The 17143-nt window shown below is 73.5% G+C and carries 18 protein-coding genes and 2 pseudogenes; 12 read left to right on the forward strand and 8 right to left on the reverse strand.

Annotated features, from left to right (window positions below):
* The first annotated feature begins 37 nt into the window (after positions 1–37).
* Positions 38–1066: a cation diffusion facilitator family transporter gene (locus tag FXF68_RS26930; protein ID WP_148763943.1), complete on the forward strand. Its 1029-nt coding sequence runs from the start codon at positions 38–40 to the stop codon at positions 1064–1066.
* A gap of 55 nt (positions 1067–1121) precedes the next feature.
* On the opposite strand, the gene FXF68_RS44905 is transcribed toward FXF68_RS26930, so the two are convergent.
* The 3 genes and pseudogenes from FXF68_RS44905 to FXF68_RS26940 all read right to left on the reverse strand — a co-directional run bounded on the left by FXF68_RS44905 (position 1122) and on the right by FXF68_RS26940 (position 3102).
* Positions 1122–1556 (reverse strand): amidohydrolase family protein, encoded by a 435-nt coding sequence (locus FXF68_RS44905; RefSeq protein WP_483902917.1) that lies wholly within the window; start codon positions 1554–1556, stop codon positions 1122–1124.
* 17 nt (positions 1557–1573) lie between these two features.
* A pseudogene (locus tag FXF68_RS44910) lies at positions 1574–1921 on the reverse strand (amidohydrolase family protein); the annotation flags it as partial.
* 119 nt (positions 1922–2040) lie between these two features.
* Positions 2041–3102: an alpha/beta hydrolase gene (locus FXF68_RS26940; RefSeq protein ID WP_246178960.1), complete on the reverse strand. Its 1062-nt coding sequence runs from the start codon at positions 3100–3102 to the stop codon at positions 2041–2043.
* A gap of 181 nt (positions 3103–3283) precedes the next feature.
* Here FXF68_RS26940 and FXF68_RS26945 point away from each other — a divergent pair, with 181 nt between their 5' ends.
* The gene (locus FXF68_RS26945; protein ID WP_148763945.1) at positions 3284–4270 is read left to right on the forward strand and encodes a diacylglycerol/lipid kinase family protein; all 987 of its coding nucleotides are present in this window, start codon (positions 3284–3286) and stop codon (positions 4268–4270) included.
* A 3-nt stretch (positions 4271–4273) separates the two neighbouring features.
* On the opposite strand, the gene FXF68_RS26950 is transcribed toward FXF68_RS26945, so the two are convergent.
* Both FXF68_RS26950 and FXF68_RS26955 read right to left on the reverse strand, forming a co-directional pair.
* Entirely contained in the window at positions 4274–5386 is a 1113-nt protein-coding gene (locus FXF68_RS26950; protein ID WP_148763947.1) for a DmpA family aminopeptidase, read from the reverse strand.
* A gap of 23 nt (positions 5387–5409) precedes the next feature.
* Positions 5410–6114 carry a TetR/AcrR family transcriptional regulator gene (locus tag FXF68_RS26955; protein WP_148763949.1) on the reverse strand — a complete coding sequence of 235 codons (705 nt, stop codon included), beginning with the start codon at positions 6112–6114 and terminating at the stop codon, positions 5410–5412.
* 152 nt (positions 6115–6266) lie between these two features.
* Between FXF68_RS26955 and FXF68_RS44085 the strand changes: the two are divergent.
* Positions 6267–7586 (forward strand): annotated as a pseudogene (locus tag FXF68_RS44085) (APC family permease); the annotation flags it as partial.
* 23 nt (positions 7587–7609) lie between these two features.
* Here the strand turns inward: FXF68_RS44085 and FXF68_RS26965 are convergent.
* Positions 7610–8296 carry a PadR family transcriptional regulator gene (locus FXF68_RS26965; protein ID WP_222870111.1) on the reverse strand — a complete coding sequence of 229 codons (687 nt, stop codon included), beginning with the start codon at positions 8294–8296 and terminating at the stop codon, positions 7610–7612.
* Positions 8297–8376: 80 nt separating this feature from the next.
* Positions 8377–9267 carry an aldo/keto reductase gene (locus tag FXF68_RS26970; RefSeq protein ID WP_148763953.1) on the reverse strand — a complete coding sequence of 297 codons (891 nt, stop codon included), beginning with the start codon at positions 9265–9267 and terminating at the stop codon, positions 8377–8379.
* A gap of 76 nt (positions 9268–9343) precedes the next feature.
* On the opposite strand from FXF68_RS26970, the gene FXF68_RS26975 reads away from it, so the two are divergent.
* The 7 genes from FXF68_RS26975 to FXF68_RS27005 all read left to right on the forward strand — a co-directional run bounded on the left by FXF68_RS26975 (position 9344) and on the right by FXF68_RS27005 (position 15005).
* Positions 9344–10012 (forward strand): helix-turn-helix domain-containing protein, encoded by a 669-nt coding sequence (locus FXF68_RS26975; RefSeq protein ID WP_148763955.1) that lies wholly within the window; start codon positions 9344–9346, stop codon positions 10010–10012.
* A 166-nt stretch (positions 10013–10178) separates the two neighbouring features.
* Entirely contained in the window at positions 10179–11636 is a 1458-nt protein-coding gene (locus FXF68_RS26980) for a flavin-containing monooxygenase (RefSeq protein ID WP_148763957.1), read from the forward strand.
* A gap of 24 nt (positions 11637–11660) precedes the next feature.
* Positions 11661–12428 (forward strand): SDR family NAD(P)-dependent oxidoreductase, encoded by a 768-nt coding sequence (locus FXF68_RS26985; RefSeq protein ID WP_148763959.1) that lies wholly within the window; start codon positions 11661–11663, stop codon positions 12426–12428.
* 121 nt (positions 12429–12549) lie between these two features.
* Positions 12550–13338 carry a serine protease gene (locus FXF68_RS26990; protein ID WP_148763961.1) on the forward strand — a complete coding sequence of 263 codons (789 nt, stop codon included), beginning with the start codon at positions 12550–12552 and terminating at the stop codon, positions 13336–13338.
* A 41-nt stretch (positions 13339–13379) separates the two neighbouring features.
* Positions 13380–14288 (forward strand): NAD-dependent epimerase/dehydratase family protein, encoded by a 909-nt coding sequence (locus FXF68_RS26995; RefSeq protein WP_148763963.1) that lies wholly within the window; start codon positions 13380–13382, stop codon positions 14286–14288.
* 10 nt (positions 14289–14298) lie between these two features.
* Entirely contained in the window at positions 14299–14619 is a 321-nt protein-coding gene (locus FXF68_RS27000) for a GroES family chaperonin (RefSeq protein ID WP_148763965.1), read from the forward strand.
* 188 nt (positions 14620–14807) lie between these two features.
* Entirely contained in the window at positions 14808–15005 is a 198-nt protein-coding gene (locus FXF68_RS27005; protein WP_148763967.1) for a hypothetical protein, read from the forward strand.
* 10 nt (positions 15006–15015) lie between these two features.
* On the opposite strand, the gene FXF68_RS27010 is transcribed toward FXF68_RS27005, so the two are convergent.
* On the reverse strand, positions 15016–16080 hold the full coding sequence (locus FXF68_RS27010; RefSeq protein WP_148763969.1) for an SMP-30/gluconolactonase/LRE family protein: 1065 nt from the start codon (positions 16078–16080) through the stop codon (positions 15016–15018).
* Between the two features lie 102 nt (positions 16081–16182).
* Between FXF68_RS27010 and FXF68_RS27015 the strand changes: the two genes are divergently transcribed.
* Together FXF68_RS27015 and FXF68_RS27020 are read left to right on the forward strand one after the other, a co-directional pair.
* A complete protein-coding gene (locus FXF68_RS27015; RefSeq protein ID WP_222870112.1) occupies positions 16183–16635 on the forward strand; it encodes a MarR family winged helix-turn-helix transcriptional regulator in 453 nt (150 codons plus the stop codon).
* 84 nt (positions 16636–16719) lie between these two features.
* Positions 16720–17088 carry a PH domain-containing protein gene (locus tag FXF68_RS27020; protein WP_067889934.1) on the forward strand — a complete coding sequence of 123 codons (369 nt, stop codon included), beginning with the start codon at positions 16720–16722 and terminating at the stop codon, positions 17086–17088.
* Positions 17089–17143: the final 55 nt, after the last annotated feature.

Raw genomic sequence — 17143 nt, forward strand, 5'->3', positions numbered from 1 at the left:
CCTCCACGAGGGCCGTCCTCCAGAGGAGCGGGGCCTCGTGACCGGGGCGCGGCAGGCCGAAGCGGGGCAGCACGGGCACGGCCACGGGCATGGGCATGGGCATGGGCACGCCGTCTCGCCGACCGCGGACCGGCGGCTGCTCGGCGGCGCGCTCGCGCTGATCGTCGTCTACATGGCGGGCGAGGTCGTGATCGGCGTCCTCGCCGGGTCGCTGGCGCTGATCACCGACGCGGCGCACATGATGACCGACGCGTTCGCGATCGCGCTGGCGCTGGTCGCGATGCGCATCGCCGCGCGCCCGCCGAAGGGCGGCTACACCTACGGCCTGCGCCGCGCCGAGATCCTGTCCGCGCAGCTCAACGGTGTGACGCTGATCCTGCTCACCGTCTACTTCCTGTACGAGGGCGTCCGGCGGCTGATCGAGCCGCCCGAGGTGCACGGCCAGTTCGTGTTCTGGACGGCCCTCGCGGGCATCGCCGTCAACGTCGCCGCGACCGTGCTGATCAGCCGGGCCGACCGGCGCAGCCTGAACGTCGAGGGCGCGTTCCAGCACATCCTGAACGACCTGTTCGCGTTCATCTCCACGGCGGTGGCCGGGCTCGTCGTGTGGACGACCGGCTTCGCCCGCGCCGACGCCATCGCCTCGCTGGTGGTGGCGGCGCTGATGCTCAAGGCCGGGTACGGGCTGCTCCGCGACGCGGGCCGCGTCCTGATGGAGGCCGCGCCCGCCGGGATCGACCCGTCCGAGCTGGGCGGCAGGCTCGCCGGACGGCCCTGCGTCGAGGAGGTGCACGACCTGCACGTGTGGGAGGTCAGCTCCGGCTATCCGGCGCTGTCGGCGCACGTGCTCGTCGACACCGGGGGCGACTGCCACGCCGTCCGCCGCGACCTGCAGGAGCTGCTGCGCGCCTCGTACGGGATCACCCACACCACGCTGGAGGTCGACCACGTCGGCGCGGTGCCGGGCGGCGGGCACGTCCACTGCGACGACGCGCACGGCCCGCGCCACGTGGCGGACGGCGACGACCCGCACGAGCACGCGGGCGGCAAGCCCTGCGACCACTGACCCACCCCGCTGACACGCCCCGCGACCGATGAGCGGCCACTGAGCGGCCGGGTGATCAGGTCAGGCCGAACAGGCGGGCGGGGCCGTGCCAGCAGACGGCGCGGAGCCAGTCGTCGCCGAGGCCGAGCGCGGCCAGGGACTCCAGCTGGTGCGCGTACTCGTACGGGATGTTGGGGAAGTCGGTGCCGAGCAGGACGCGCCCGGCCAGGCCGAGGTCGCGGAGGCGGGGCAGCAGCGCGTCCGGGAACGGCGCCAGCGCGGCGAACCTCGTGAAGATCATCGTCGTGTCGAGGCAGACGCGCTCGTACCGGTCGGCGAGCGCGAAGAACCCCTCGAACTCGGGCGCGCCGAGGTGCGCGACGATCGCGGTGAGCCGCGGATGCCGGGCGAGGACCTCCCCGAACGGCCCCGGCCCGGTGTACCCGTTGGCGACCGGCCCCGACCCGGCGTGGACGAGCGCGGGCACCCGGCGTCGGCGAGCGTCCCCCACACCGGGTCCAGTTCCTTGGCGCGCGGGTCGAACCCGCCGACCTGGAGGTGGACCTTGAAGACGCGGGCGCCCGCGTCGACGGCCCGCGCGGCGTACTCCTCGACGTCGGGCTCGGGGAAGAACGTCGCCGTCTGGACGCACTCCGGGACGCGGGCGGCGAACCCGGCCGCCCACTCGTTCAGCGACTCCGCCATCTTCGGCCGGTGCGGGTACAGCAGCGACGGGAACGCGCGGACGCCGAGGCCGCGCAGGAACGCGAGCCGCTCCTCCTCCGAGTCCCGGTACCGGATGGGCCACTCGGCGCCGATCAGCGGACCTGCCTCGTCGAAGTAGTCCCATACGGCGCTCATCAGCCGCTGCGGCATGAAGTGGACGTGCGCGTCGATGAGGCCGGGCAGCCCGAGCCCCTGCCAGAACGCCGGGACGGCCGAATCAGAACGAGGTTCTACCACGTCCCCGACCCTAGCCGCGCCCGGCGGACGGGTCAGACGATCTCCGCGAGCAGGGCGGGCAGCGCGGCGCGCAGCTCGCGCCGCCAGTACGGCCACGTGTGGGTGCCGCGGTAGAAGTGCGTCGAGACCGGGAGGCCGATCTTCCGCAGCTTGCCCGCGAACTCCTGCGACACGGTGTGGACGAGCCGCTCCACCGGATCTCCGCCCGAGCGTCCGCGGGCGAGGTCGTACGCGCCGGGCACGCCGTCGCCCGCGCTCACGTGGACGCGGACGCCCGTCAGCCGGTCGGCCAGGTCGTACGGGTTGTGCTGCCGCCAGACGACGCGCTGCTCGCCGGGGTCGCCCCAGACGTCCGTCCAGTCGAGGGACGGCGCGCCGGTCGCGACGCCCAGCTCGACGAGGTCGGCGACGTCGAGCCCGGACGGGTCGCGGTACAGCGTGTGGACGGGCCCGCTGAACGACGCCGCCGCCCGGAACAGCCCCCGGTGCCGGGCCGCGTAGGCGAGGGCGCCGAGCCCGCCCATCGCGTTCCCGGCGACGGCGCGGTCCGGCCCGGCGCGGTAGCCGCGCTCCAGGATCTGCCGGAGCTCGGCGAGGTGGAACGTCTCCCAGCGCGGGCCGCCGCCGTCGCCGCGGTTCCACCAGTCGGTGTAGGTGCCGGACGGGCCGCCGTCCGGCATGACGACGATCACGTCGGCGTCCTCGGTCAGCTCCTCGATGTCGGTGTGGTCGCTCCAGGCGGTGTGGCGGTCCGGCCCGGCGAGCGCGCCGTGCAGCAGCCAGAGGACGGGCCAGGTGCGGGCGGCGTCCCGGGACCAGCGCCGGGGCAGCAGCAGCCGGACGTGCGCGACCCTGCCCAGCGCGGGCGAGCGCACCGCCAGGTCGAGGACGCGGCGGCCCGGCCGCCGCTCGCCGACCACGGCAGCGCCGTCGTCGGCGGGCGCGGGCCAGAGCGGCGCGCCGCCCGGTGCGATCGAGGTGGCGATCGAGGAGGACAGGGACGCGGCCATGCACGCGGTGAGCCCGGCCACCCCCATCATGAGTCCCGCTTCAGCCAAGGCGCGCAGCCGCATCGTCCCGTCCCGGTGGCTCATGGAAAGTGCGTCACCGGTAATGCTCCCCGCTTACGGGCGTGTTTCAACGGCGCGTATCGGGTTTATGAAATATCGGTCTGGAGAGCCTCGTTCACCTCCCTTGTAGGGTGACGCGGACGAGGTGGCCTGGCGATACGGCGGGACGAGGAGGGCAGTGCGGCCCGGAACACGGAGCGGTGAGATGCGGAGCAAGCCGGAGCTGGAGTCGGCGATCGCGGCCGGCGGGCGCGCCGTCCTGGTGATCAACTCGCGGTCCCGGCGGGGGCGCCGGCTGTACGGCAAGGCGCGCCGCCTGCTGCGCGAGTCGGGGATCGACTTCGTGCACGTGTTCCCGGTGACCGACCCGTCCCGGCTGCGCGAGCTGTTCGCCGACGTCCTCGCCCTGGAGCCGGACCTCGTCGTCGTCGGCGGCGGGGACGGCACGGTCGCCGAGGCGGTCGGGCACCTCGCGCACCGCGACATCGCGCTCGGCGTGCTGCCGCTCGGCACCACCAACAACTTCGCGCGGAGCCTGGAGCTGCCGCTCGACCTGCCCGGCGCGATCCGCACCCTCGCGGTCGGGACACCCGACGGCGGCAAGGTCGCGGACGTCGACGTCGGCTGGTTCGAGAGCACCGGCGACCCGCAGGGCGAGGGGCCGGGCGCCGACCGCGAGCACATCTTCGCCAACATGGTGAGCCTCGGCATCTCGGTGCAGGTCGCCGAGCACGTCCCGCACGCGCTGAAGCGGATCGTCGGACGCCCCGCCTACGCGCTGACGGCGGCCGGCATCCTGCCCCGGCACACCCCGTTCACCGCCCGGATCACGATCGACGGCGAGACGCGCGAGCTCGTCACGCACCAGCTCAACGTCGCGAACGGCGCGCACCACAGCGGGCAGCGGATCGCCCGCGACGCGAGCCCCGACGACCGGCTCCTCGCCGTCTACCGGCTGGGCGACGAGCGGCGGCTGCGGCTGGCGTCGGCGACGGCGCGGCACGTCCTCACCGGCCCGTGGCGGTCGCTCGACGAGGACGCGTTCCTCACCACCGACCACGTGGAGATCGAGACCGACCCGCCGATGCGGGTGGACGTCGACGGCGAGGTGCGCGGTCGGACCCCGGTGTCGATCAAGCTGCGCGGCAACGCGCTGCGGGTGATCGTCCCGCGCACGTTCGTCGACACCTGAGCCCTACTTCAGGACCCCGCGGGCGGTCAGCAGGTCGCGGAGCCGGTCGTGCGGGAGGGCCGGGGAGCGGTGGCCGTCCCGCCCGGTCATGGGGCGGGCGGCGAGCAGCGCGTTCAGCACGGCCTCCTCGACGGTCTGCACGACGGCCTCGAAGAACGGGTCGATCTGGTTCCACTGGACGAACGTCATCGTGTCGTAGCCCGGCTCGGGGTCGGGGAAACCGCCGCTGATCGCGCCCGGGTTGGCGTTGGAGAAGGCGAGGAAGACGTCGCCGGACGAGTGCTGCCCGTAGGTGCCGGTCCGGGCGAGGCCCAGCGGGACGCGGCGGGCGAGGGCCGCGCACTGGCCGGGGAGCAGCGGCGCGTCCGTCCCGATGACGACGATGACCGAGCCCGCTCCGGCGGGGGCGAGCCAGTCGGTGTCCTCGATCGGGTTGTCGTCCGCCAGGTCGGTGCCGAGCGGGACGCCGCACACCGCGAGCTGGGCGCGCGACCCGAAGTTGGCCTGGACGAACGCCCCGACCGTGTAGGCGTCCGAGCCGTAGGGGACGACGCGCGAGGACGTCCCGCTGCCGCCCTTGTAGGAGTAGCAGTTCATGCCCGTCCCGCCGCCGACGGAGCCCTCCTCGACCGGCCCCGGGCGCGCGGCGTCGATCGCGGCGACGGCGTGCTCGGGCCGGACGTGGTCGCCGCCGACGTCGTTGAGGTAGCCGTCCCAGGTCTCGGCGACGACGGGCAGCATCCACTCGCGGTGCTCGGGGTGCTCGCGGCGCGTCCAGTCGATCGCGCCGCGGTGGCAGGCGCCGACCGCGTGCGTGTTGGTGACGAGGACGGGCAGGCTCAGCGCGCCCGTCTCGGCGATCCAGTGCGAGCCGGTCATCTCGCCGTTGCCGTTGAGCGCGTGGATCCCGGCGGCGCACGGGTCGAGGACGCCGTCCCGGCCGCGCGGCAGCAGCGCGGTCACACCCGTGCGGACGGGCCCGGCGCCGGGCCGGAGCGGGCCGTCGCCGCTGATCAGCGTGGTGTAGCCGACCTCGACGCCGGGGACGTCGGTGATCGCGTTGTGCGGTCCGGGCGTGCCTGGCAGCGGCAGTCCGAACGAGCGGGCACGGGTCATCGCTTCCCCTCCGGCTAGGCGAGTTAGTCCAACTGGTCTTCGGGCCGTGGCAAGGCTCCGGGCCGTGGCAAGGCTCCGGGCTGTGACAGGGCTCCGGGCTGTGACAGGGGTTCGGGGGCCTCGGCGGCGGTGAGGTCGCAGCCGGTCGCGTCGGAGGCGGCGGCGAGCAGCAGCGCCTCGGCCCGCGCGGTGTCGACGGTGGGCACGGCCATGACGATGTGCAGGCCGTAGCCGTCCTCCAGCGCGACGAGGTTGCGGGCGATGCTGCCCGCGTCGCGGCTGAGGGTGAACGCGCCCGTCGCGGCGCCGACCTCCAGGATCCCGGCGTAGATGCCGACCTGCCGCTCGTACAGCCGGATGTGCTCGGCGGCGTAGGAGGCGTCCCGCCGGGCGATCGTGCCGAGCTCGTACAGCAGCACGCACAGCTCGTCGCCGGGCCCGGACGGCAGCCCGCTGCGGACCATCGCGGCCAGCCGGCGGCGCGGGTCGGGCTCGTCGCGGACGGCCTCCTCCCGCGCGGCGCAGAACCGGTCGACGGCCTCGCGCTGCACGTCCCGCAGCAGGTCGGTGAGCGTCGGGTAGTAGTACAGGACGGATCCGGGCGACATCTCCGCCGCCGCCGCCACGTCCCGCAGCCGCAGGTCGAGCATGCCGCGGTCGAGCACCGCTCGGCGGGCGGCGGCGACGAGGTCGGCGCGCCGCTCGTGGGCCCTGCTGGGTCGTGCCATGCCGACATTCTCCGAAGATCGTTCAGACAATGCAAGTCAGAGTCTTCGCAGGAAAACTCGAAACCAACTTGTAACACACCTGGTCCTTGACCTGGCATCGGGACGTTCTTTGATACTCATTCAAGGAATTTCCAGCCCAGGAGGTGCCCGTCATGGCCGCTCCAGAGGTCCGTCAACCGGCCGCCGCAGGCCGTCCGCCCGCGCTGCACCGCGGGCTCCGCACGATCGGCGCGCTGCTCATCGTGCTGTCCGCGGTCACGCCCGCGTCGTCGGTGTTCATCATCGCGCCGGGGGTGATCTCGCAGGCGGGCACCGGCGCGTTCCTGAGCTTCGCCGCGGCGGGCGTCGTCGGGGTGTTCATGGCCTTCGTCTACGCCGAGCTGGCGTCGGCGTACCCGCTGACCGGCGGCGAGTACGCGATCGTCGGCCGCACCCTCGGCCGGCTGCCCGGCTTCGTGGTGCTCGGCCTGATCCTCATCACCCAACTGCTGATCCTCGCGGTGATCGCGCTCGGCGTCGGCACCTACCTCGGGGTGATCATCGACGGCCTGAACGGGCCGGTGATCGCCGCGATCACGGTCGCCGTCGCCACCGTCATCGCGATCTTCGACATCAAGGTCAACGCGGTGGTCACCGGGATCTTCCTCGCGATCGAGATGATCGCGCTGGTGGTGCTGTCCGCGCTCGGCTTCCTGCACGTCGAGCGCCCGATCACCGATCTGATCACGGACCCGGTCATCGGGGTGGACGGCGGGGGCGTCACCGCCGCGTCCGCCGGGCTGATCGCCGCCGCCACCGCGGTCGCGATCTTCGCCTACAACGGCTACGGCTCCGCCGTGTACTTCGGCGAGGAGACGCACGACGCGCACAAGGCGATCGCGCGGACGGTCCTCTGGGCGCTCGGCATCACGGTCGCCGCCGAGCTGATCCCGGTCACCGCCGTCCTGCTCGGCGCGCCCGACCTCGACAAGCTGTTCCACTCGGAGAACATGCTGGAGTACTTCGTCACCGCGCGCGGCAGCGACACCCTCAACACCGTGATGAGCCTCGCCATCGCGCTCGCCATCCTGAACGCGGTCATCGCGATCATGCTGCTCACCGCGCGGCTGATCTTCAGCTCGGGCCGGGACGGCACCTGGCTGCCGAAGGTCGACCGGGCGCTCACCTCGATCCACCCGCGCTTCGGCACGCCGTGGATCGCGACGCTGCTGACCGGCGCGCTCAGCGCCGCCGCCTGCTTCCTGGACGAGAAGTTCCTGCTCGTCGTCACCGGGACGTCCCTCGTCGTCGTGTACGGCGCGCTGTGCGTCGCGGTCATCGCCGGACGCCGGAACGGCACCACCGCGCACGCCGGGTACCGGATGCCGTGGTTCCCGGTCGCGCCCGTCGCCGCGCTCCTCGCGCTCGTCTACGTGATCTACCAGAACGCGAAGGACCCGGAGATCGGACGGCCGAGCCTCTACGTCACCGTCTCGGTGGTGGTCGTGGCGGCGGCCTACTTCATACTCGTCCTGCGCCGCCGCGGCGGCTGGAGGCTCACCGGCGACCCCGCCGACCCGGTCACGGAACCGGCCGACTCGGACGGCCCCGCCGACTCGGACGGCGGGGCGGAGGCGGACGGCGACGGGCCGCGGTCGTCGGCCATCACGTAGGCGCCCGAGTCGAGCCGCTCGATCAGCCGGCGCGTCCACGCCGTGGCCGCGTCGGCCGAGTGCACCCACCAGCCGAGCAGTTCCCGGTGATGGTCGTCCGGGTCCTGCTCGGCGAGGTGGGGGGCGACGGACGAGCGCCAGCCCGCGAGGCCGTCCAGCCGGCGGCGCAGCAGCGCGATCGCCTCGGCGCGCGGCAGCTCGGTGAGGAAGCCGAGCCCGGCGGTCAGCATCTCCGGGTGCCGGACGTCGACGGTGGACAGGGCGCAGCGCAGCAGCCGGAGGAACTCCTCCCGCCCCTCGTCCGTGATCTCGTAGTCGGTGTGCGGCGGACCGGCGTCGCTCTCCTCCACGTCGTGCGCCCGCAGCATGCCCTCCTTGGCGAGCTGCCTCAGCGCGTGGTAGATCGAACCCGGGTTGACGTGGGCCCACTCGTCCGATCCCCACGAGATCAGATCGCGGCGGACCTCGTATCCGTGGGCCCGCCCGGCCCGCCGCACGCCGCCGAGCACCAGCAGCCGCGTCGCCGACATCGCACTCCCCCTGATCGCTCCCCCTGATCGCAACGTGCGCATCAGCGTAGGCCGTGCCGGGGACAAGCGGCGAAGTACGGCTATTGTCGCAGCTCGGCGAGGTCGGCCTCGGTGAGCGCGAGACGCCCGGCGGCCATGTTCTCGGCCAGGTGGTCCGGGGAGCCGGTGCCGGGGATGGCGAGCATCACCGGCGAGAGGGCCAGCAGCCCGGCGAGCAGCACCTGCGGGACGGTCGCGCCGTGCCGGGCCGCCACCGCGTTCACCCGCGCGTCGTCCGGGATGCCGAACCCGCCGAGCGGGAAGTACGGCGCGTAGGCGATGCGGTCGCGCTCGCAGATCGCGAGCAGCTCGGCGTCCTGCGGCAGGGTGATGTCGAACCGGTTCTGGATCGCCGTGACCGGCGCGATCCGCCGCGCCTCTTCGAGTTGGGCCGCGCTCACGTGGCTGAGCCCGAGACGCCGGATGAGGCCCTCCTCGCGGAGCCCGGCGAGGACGGCGAACCGCTCCCCGATCGGCTCGTCCTGCGGCGTCTCCAGCCCGCCGGGACGCAGGTAGACGAGGTCGAGCCGGTCGAGCCCGAGCTCGGTCAGGTTCCGCTCCACCTCGGCGCGCAGCCCCGACGCGTCGAGCTGGCCGGACGGGAACGGGTCGTCCGGCCCCCGGTACGGGCCGACCTTCGTGGCGATCACCAGGTCGTCCGGGTAGGGGGCGAGCGCCGCGCGGATCATCTCGTTCGCGGCCGGTCCGTCCTGGTGGTAGTAGAACGCGGCGGTGTCGATGTGGTCGACGCCGAGCTCGACCGCCCGGCGCAGGACCTTGAGTCCGGTCTCCCGGTCGTTCGGCGGGACGCCGCGGCGGCTCGCGGGCAGCCGCATCGCGCCGAAGCCGAGCCGCGAGACACTCCGGCCGCCGCCGAGGTCGAACCGTCCCGGCCCGCGTTCTGCACCGCTTGCGTCGAAATCCTCTGTCATGGGCCCTACTGTGCTGCGGCGGGACGTCCGGGACGACCGGCTGGCAGCTTGCTGCCAGGTGGCAGACTGGGGTGCGATGAGCGTCGACCTGGACCGGAACGTCGTGCTCCGCGGCGAGGCGGAGCTGGTCGAGCGCGCCGGGCCGCTGTTCCTCGCGAGCGAGGAGTTCGCCTGCGCGGCGGCCGACACGCGCACCTGGGCGCTGCCCGGGGCGCGGGAGCGCATCGTCGCCGAGCGGCGCCGGGCGCGGCCGGGGCCCGCCGTCCGCAAGCTGTACGGCCCGGCGGCGCTCGCGGACGAGGAGTCCGAGCGGCACCTCGTGGAACTCGCGAGGGCCGGGGCGCGGGTGCGGATCTGCCCGACGCCGCTGCCGCACGAGACGATCATCGTGGACGGCCGGGTCGCGATCCTCGCCGGACCGGCCGCCCCCGGCGGCGTCCGCGAGTACACGGTCGTCCGGTCGCCGGGCGTCGTGCGGGGCGTCGTGTCGCTGTTCCGCGCGACCTGGGAGACCTCCACCGAGCTGGCCGACTACCGGCGCGACCGCCCGCCCGCGCTGTCGGAGGAGAGCCGCCGCATCCTGGCCCTGCTCGGCGGCGGGCTGAAGGACGAGGCGGCGGCGCGGCGGCTCGGCATGTCGCTGCGCACCTACCGGCGCCGCGTCGCGGAGATCCTCGTCCTGCTGGACGCCGACTCCCGCTTCCAGGCGGGGCTCCGCGCCCACGAGTTCGGCCTCCTCACCTGAGCCCGCCCGTCACCCCCGACCAGCGGGACGAGCTTGATGGACACGAGGTCGGGGGATGGACTCGTGGCGGCAGGCGTCGCCGACGAGACCGGGGGCGTCCTGGTCACCGCGCGCACGGCCGCCTACGCTCGGGACGTACCGCGGCAGAACGAGGTTCGGGGCGGCCATGGCGCACAGCGTGGTGATCATCGGAAGCGGGTTCGGCGGGATCGGGATGGCGATCCGGCTCCGGGAGGCCGGGATCCGCGACGTCGTCGTCCTGGAGAAGGCGAACGGCCTCGGCGGCACCTGGCGGGACAACACCTACCCCGGCGCGGCCTGCGACGTCCCGTCCCACCTGTACTCGTTCTCGTTCGAGCCCAAGACCGACTGGTCGCGCCGCTTCCCGCCGCAGGCCGAGATCCTCGACTACCTGCGGCACTGCGCCCGCGAGTACGGCGTGCTGGAGTGCGTCCGGTTCGGGACGGAGGTGACCGGGGCCCGCTTCGACGAGGACGCCGCGCTCTGGCGGATCTCCACGACGTCCGGCGGGCTGGAGGCCCGGGTGCTCGTGTCGGCGTGCGGGCAGCTCAACCGCCCCGCCCTCCCGCCGGTCGAGGGGCGGGAGACGTTCGCCGGGCCGAGCTTCCACTCCGCCCGCTGGGACCACGGCGTCGACCTGCGCGGCCGCCGGGTCGCGGTGGTCGGGACGGGCGCGAGCGCCGTCCAGTTCGTCCCGGAGGTCGCGGCGGAGGCGGCGGAGCTGCGGCTGTTCCAGCGGTCCGCGCCGTACGTGATCGACAAGCCGGACCGGGCGTACCGGCGGTGGGAGGGCGCCGCCCTGCGGCACGTGCCGGGGCTCTACGGGCTGAGCCGAGCACGGATCTACGCGCTGTACGAGGCGCGGGCGCTCGGCTTCATCAAGTACCCGCGGCTCCTGGCGCTGCTGGAGAAGCGGTTCAAGAACACGCTGCGTGACGGCGTCGACGACCCGCGGCTGCGGGACGCGCTGATCCCCGGCTACCCGATGGGCTGCAAGCGGATCCTGATCTCCAGCGACTACTATCCGGCGCTCGCCCGGCCGAACGTCGACCTGGTCACCGACCCGATCACCGGCGTCACGCCGTCCGGCGTCCGGACGGCGCGCCGCCACTACGACGTGGACGTGATCGTCTACGCGACCGGGTTCCGCACCACCGAGTTCCTCTCCCCCATGAAGATCGTCGGACGGGACGGCCGGGAGCTGAACGAGGCGTGGCGGGACGGCGCGCACGCCCATCTCGGCATCACGGTCAGCGGGTTCCCGAACCTGTTCCTGCTCTACGGCCCGTACACCAACCTCGGGCACAACTCGATCATCTACATGCTGGAGTCGCAGTTCCGGTACGTCCTCGGCTGCGTGGACGCGCTGCGCCGGGCCGGGCTCGCCTGGATCGACGTCCGCCCCGACGTGCAGGACGCCTTCACCCGCGACATGCGCGAGCGGCTCCGCTCCACGGTGTGGGCGAAGGGCTGCCGGAGCTGGTACATGACGGCGGACGGCAAGGTCGTGAACAACTGGCCGGGGTTCACGTTCGCCTACCGGCGCGCGACCCGCCGCCCCGACCCGCGGCATTTCCGCGCGCGGCGCGCTACCGCCGGGTAGCCCCCGCGATCTAGGCTCGGTCCCATGCCGACCGCCTTCATCACCGGCGCGACCGCGGGGATCGGCGCCGCGTTCGCCCGCCGCCTCGCCTCCGACGGATTCGACCTCGTCCTGCTGGCCCGCGACGCCCCGCGGCTGGAGCGCGCCGCCGCCGGGCTGCGCGAGGAGTACGCCGTCCGCGCCGAGCCGCTGCCCGCCGACCTGTCCACCGAGGAGGGGCTCGCGGCGGCCGAGGAGCGCGTCCGCACGGACGTCGACCTGCTGGTCAACAACGCCGGGTTCGGCAACAAGGGCGTGTTCCTCGACGTTCCCGTGTCGGACGAGCTGACCATGCTGAGGGTGCACTGCGAGGCCGTCCTGCGGCTCACCCACGCCGCCCTGCCCGGCATGCTGGAGCGCGGCCGGGGCGGCGTCGTGAACGTGTCGTCGGCGGCGGCGTTCGCGACGCGCGGCACGTACGGGGCGTCCAAGGCGTGGGTGGTGAACTTCAGCCAGGGCGTCGCGGCCGACATCGCGCGGCGGTCCGGCGGCCGCGTCCGGGTGATGGCGCTGTGCCCCGGTTTCGTGCACACCGAGTTCCACGACCGCGCCGGGATGGACATGTCGGACGTCCCCGGCTTCATGTGGCTCGACAAGGACGACGTCGTCGACACCGCCCTGCGCGATCTGCGGCGCGGCGTCCAGGTCAGCATTCCGGGTCCGCAGTACAAGGCGATCATCGGTCTCACCCGGGTGCTGCCGCGCGCGCTGGTCTCCCGGATGTCGTCCACTACCGGCCGTAAATACGATTAGGCGGACGGTCAGGGAGCACGGCCCGACCCGGGCGGGGCGGCCGGGAGGCCCGGCGCGGGGTCCCGGAAATGGGGCCTGGGAAGGGCGTGCGCGCCGCGTCATGATCACGTACATTGCCGTGATGGCCCTCCCCGTCCGCCGGGCCCTCGGCTCGGCCCCGCTCGCCGCCGCCCTACTTCTCTCCCTGCTCCTCACCCTCCTGTTCTCCCTGGTCGGGGCGCTGCCCACGCCCGCGTCGGCGGTCGTCGGCGGGACGCCCGTGCCCGCCGCGCGGTATCCGTGGCTCGCCGCCGTCGGATCGCCGGTGTTCCTCGTCCGGGCGTCCGGGCAGTTCTGCGGCGGGGTCCTCACCGCGCCCGACCGGCTGCTCACCGCCGCGCACTGCGTCGACCTGTTCCGGGCCGTGCCGTGGCTGCTGACGGCCACCTTCGGCCGCGACGACCTCGGCGGGACGGGCGGCGAGACCGTTCAGGTGAAGGCGGTCCGGATCCACCCCGGCTACCGGGAGACCTCCTTCAAGGGCGAGACGGTCGGCCACCACGACCTCGCCGTGCTGACGCTGGCGCGTCCGGTGCTGAGGGGCGTCGCCGTCCTCGACCGGCCCGGCTCCGCACGCGTCGGGGAGATCGCCGGATGGGGCGGGACGTCCGGGAACGACCTGTTCAACACCCGGTTGCGGGCCGCGGGCGTGCCGGTCCACGGGAACGCGGTGTGCGAGCGCGCGTACGGCGACTCGTTCGACGGGGCGGACATGCTGTGCGCGGGATCGGCCACGTCCGACTCGTGCGAGTTCGACAGCGGCGGGCCGCTGCTCGTGCGCGGCCGGGTCGTCGCGCTGACCTCCTGGGGGTACGGCTGCGCGCGTCCGGGGTACCCCGGCGTCTACGCGCGGCTCGGGTCGCTGCCCTAGGCGGCGTTGCCGCGCCGCTCCCCCGCCGCGATGCTTGGACGGTGCGGGTCTTGGTGACGGGTGCGGCGGGTTACATCGGGTACGCGGTCGGACGGCGCCTCGCGGCCGCCGGGCACGACGTGGACGGGCTGGTGCGGCGGGACGCCGTGGTACCGGAGGGAGTCCGTCCCGTCCGCGGCGACCTCCTCGACCCCGGCGGGCTGCCGCGCGGCCCCTACGACGGCGTGTGCCACCTCGCGGCGCTGACGCGGGTCCGCGAGTCGTTCGACGCGCCGCTGCGCTACTTCACCGCCAACGTGCAGGGCACCGTGAACCTCCTGGAGGCGGTGGACGCGCCCCGCGTCGTGTTCGGCTCCACGGCCGCCGTGTACGGGACGCCGGAGCTCCAGCCGATCCCGGAGACCGAGCACACCGCGCCCGGCAGCCCCTACGGGGCGTCGAAGCTCGCCGCCGAGCAGGCCGTCCGGTTCCACGCGCGGACGGGCGCGGTCGGCGCCGTCGTGCTGCGCACGTTCAACGTCGCCGGGTCCGTGGACGGCCGGCCCGACCCGGACGGGACCCGGCTGATCCCGAAGGCGCTCGCCGTCGCCGCCGGGCGCGCCCCGCACCTGGAGATCAACGGGGACGGGCGGGCCGTCCGCGAGTACCTGCACGTGGACGATCTCGCCGCCGCCTACGTCCTGGCCCTGACCGACGTCCGGCCGGGCGAGGACCGCGTCTACAACGTCGGCAGCGGCGCGGGCGTCGCCGTCCGCGAGGTGGTCGCGGCCGTGGAGGCGGTGACCGGGCGCCGCGTCCCGGCGCTGCGCCGCCCGGCCGCGCCGGAGGCGCCGGTCCTGGTCTGCGACGCGGGCGCGATCCGCGCCGAGCTCGGCTGGCGGCCGGAGCGGTCCGCGCTGCCCGAGATCATCGCCGCCGCCTGGAACGCCCTGACCCGCGAAGACGGATAAACTCCCCACCGTGTCCCAGCCGAAGTTCGAAGTCCAGATGCTCACCGACCGCGTCATGATCAAGGTCGAGAAGGACAGCGGGGAACGCCGCAGCACCGGCGGGATCGTCATACCCGCCACGGTCGAGCAGGCCAACCGCCTCGTCTGGGGCGAGGTCTGCGGCGTCGGCCACCACGTCCGGATGGTCAAGCCGGGCGACCGCGTGCTGTTCCATCCCGGCGACCAGTACGAGGTCGAGATCCAGGGCGAGAACTATCTCGTCATGCGCGAACGGGACCTGCACGCCATCGCGAGCGAACGCCCCGAGCACGGCACCGGCCTCTACCTCTGACGGGCCCCTACCTCTGACGGGCCCCTACCTCTGGCAGGCCCCTACCCCTGACGGGCCCGACGCTCAACCCGTGCTCCGGCTGCCTTCCGCGCCCGCGGCGTGCCAGCGGGGCGGGTTACACCGCCGCGTTTCCGTAAACCCGCCGCCTCTACGGCCTCCTGCCGTTCGAGATCCACGAGAGCGGCCGGGTGACCGGGGGGACGGCGCCGTCCGAGCTGCGGAAGATCGACGGCGTGGTGTTCGGCTACGAGTCGGACGGCTTCGAGGTCACGAGCCTGAACCGGGAGAACTTCTCCGCGGAGGTGCTGCTCAGCGCCCCCGACCGCCCGGCCCTGCGCGCCGCGCAGGGCCGGGCGGTCCCGGCGTTCCGCTACACCGTCGAGTGAGCCGCCGGGGTCAGAGGCCCCGGACGGCGGCGACGGTGAACGGCAGCTCCGGCGTCCCGTCGCCGAGCGGGCCGCCCTTGTCGAACTGCGAGCGCACGACGTAGAGCGTCCCGCGCAGGCGGGCGAGCGTCGTCGGGAGCTGGAGGGACGTGTCGGTCAGGCTCGCCTCCCGGCGGGCGGTGCGGCCGTCCGGCGCGACCCTCCAGCGGACGATGCGGTTGTCCACGTTGTGGACCGTCCACAGGCGTCCGTGCTGGAGTTCGAGGCCGTCCGCGTGGAGCATGTCGGCCCCATGCAGGACGGTCCTGCTGTTCCCGCCGGTGGCGAGGTCGAGCCGGTACAGGTCGCCGCCGTGCGCGTCCGCCGCTAGCAGGAAGCGCCCGGTGGGATCGGCGACGATGCCGTTCAGGGTGAAGTCGCCGGTCTTGTGCGGGTCGAGGACGTCGTCCAGGTCGAAGGCGACGGACAGCGCGCCGCGCCCGCCCTGTGCCCGCGCCCGTGCGAGGTCGCGGGACGTGACGCGGTACACGACCGAGCGGAAGCTGTCGGTCAGGTAGGCGGTCCCGTCCGGCGTGATGGCCAGGTCGTTGACGAAACGGGCGTCCGTCCCCGGGCCGGGGACGTCGAAGCGGGCGAGGAGCCGCCGCGTGCGCGTGTCGTACACGGCGACACCGGACGCGGAGCTGGTCACCCACAGCCGTCCGGCGCCGTCGACCTTCAGCCCGTTGGCCGTGTTCCGCCCGTCGGCGCCCGCCGGGAGGAACACCTCGGCCACGCGGTGACCGGGGTGCATGCGGTAGACGGTGCCGTCCTGGAACGACCCGGCGTACAGGTCCCCGTGGCGCGGATCGGCGGCGATCCCCTCCGGGTAGACGCGGTCGCCCGGCAGCACGAAGGCCGGGGAGATCCGCGCCGTCGCCGCCGCGTGGACGGCCGCACCCGCCGCCGGAGCCGTGGCGACCGACGCGGGCAGTAAGGCCACCGCCACGGCGGAGGCGGAGGCGACGGCCGAGGCGACGGCCGAGGCGACGGCGGCGGGACGGCGCAGCCGCGCCGAGATCACAAAGCGAGACATCACATCTCCGTTCGAGGTGAATGCTTAGAACGCACACATACGCTAGTTAGAGTCCTAATAGACGTCAACGGCTTTTCCTTCGACCGGCGATAACATGCGGAGATGACTGAGATGCCCCTCCAGGAGCGGCTCGGCTCGCACCTCAAGCGCGCCGAGCAGGCGCTCAGCGGGGCGAAGCAGGCGGCGGTCAAGCCGAGCGGGCTCACCGTGCCGCAGTACGCCGCGCTGCTCCACCTCGCCGACAACCCCGGCATGTCGGCCGCCGCGCTCGCCCGCGCCTGCGCGGTCACCCCGCCGACGATGAACACCGTCCTGAAGAACCTCGCGGAGCGCGGCCTGATCGAGCGGACCCCGCACGAGTGGCACCGCAACATCCTGGAGACGCGGCTCACCGCCGAGGGCGAGCGCGTGCTGACCGACGCCGACGTCCGCGCCGTGCGGGTCGAGCGCGGCCTCGCCGCCGAGTTCACCGAGGACGAGCGCGCGACGCTGGTCGAGCTGCTCGGCCGCTGCGTCGGGTTCCTGGAAGCGTCGCGGTCCGCGCGCGGCACCTGAGACACTCCCTGCGGACGGCCGGTACGGAACCGGCATGACCGGCCAGGCCGTCCAAGACGGACGCGCGGCACCGAGGGAGGACGCATGGGCGAGGACATCCAGCACGACAGGTCGGGCCAGCTCAAGCAGATCGAGAGCGGGCTGCTGCCCGGCGAGCAGATCGTCGCCGTCTACGACGCGGTCGGCACCGGCACCGGGTTCATCGGCCTCACCGACCGCCGCGTGATCATCCAGGACAAGAGCTTCGCGGGCAAGAAGTACGCCATCACGAGCGTGCCCTACTCGAAGATCACCTCGGTGAGCGTGGTCAGCAACAAGTCGTGGGCCGGATCGTACTTCTCCACCGGGTCGATCGCGATCAACGTCGGCGCGCAGACCTACGAGATCGAGTTCCGGGGCAGCGACAAGAGCCACCACGTCCACAACGTGATCCTGGACTTCATCTCACGCTGACTTTCGCACTGGTTTCCGCGCGGCCGATGAGTTCCGGCCGTCCGCCCGGTACCTA

Source organism: Actinomadura decatromicini, from assembly GCF_008121305.1.
Lineage (GTDB): Bacteria > Actinomycetota > Actinomycetes > Streptosporangiales > Streptosporangiaceae > Spirillospora > Spirillospora syzygii.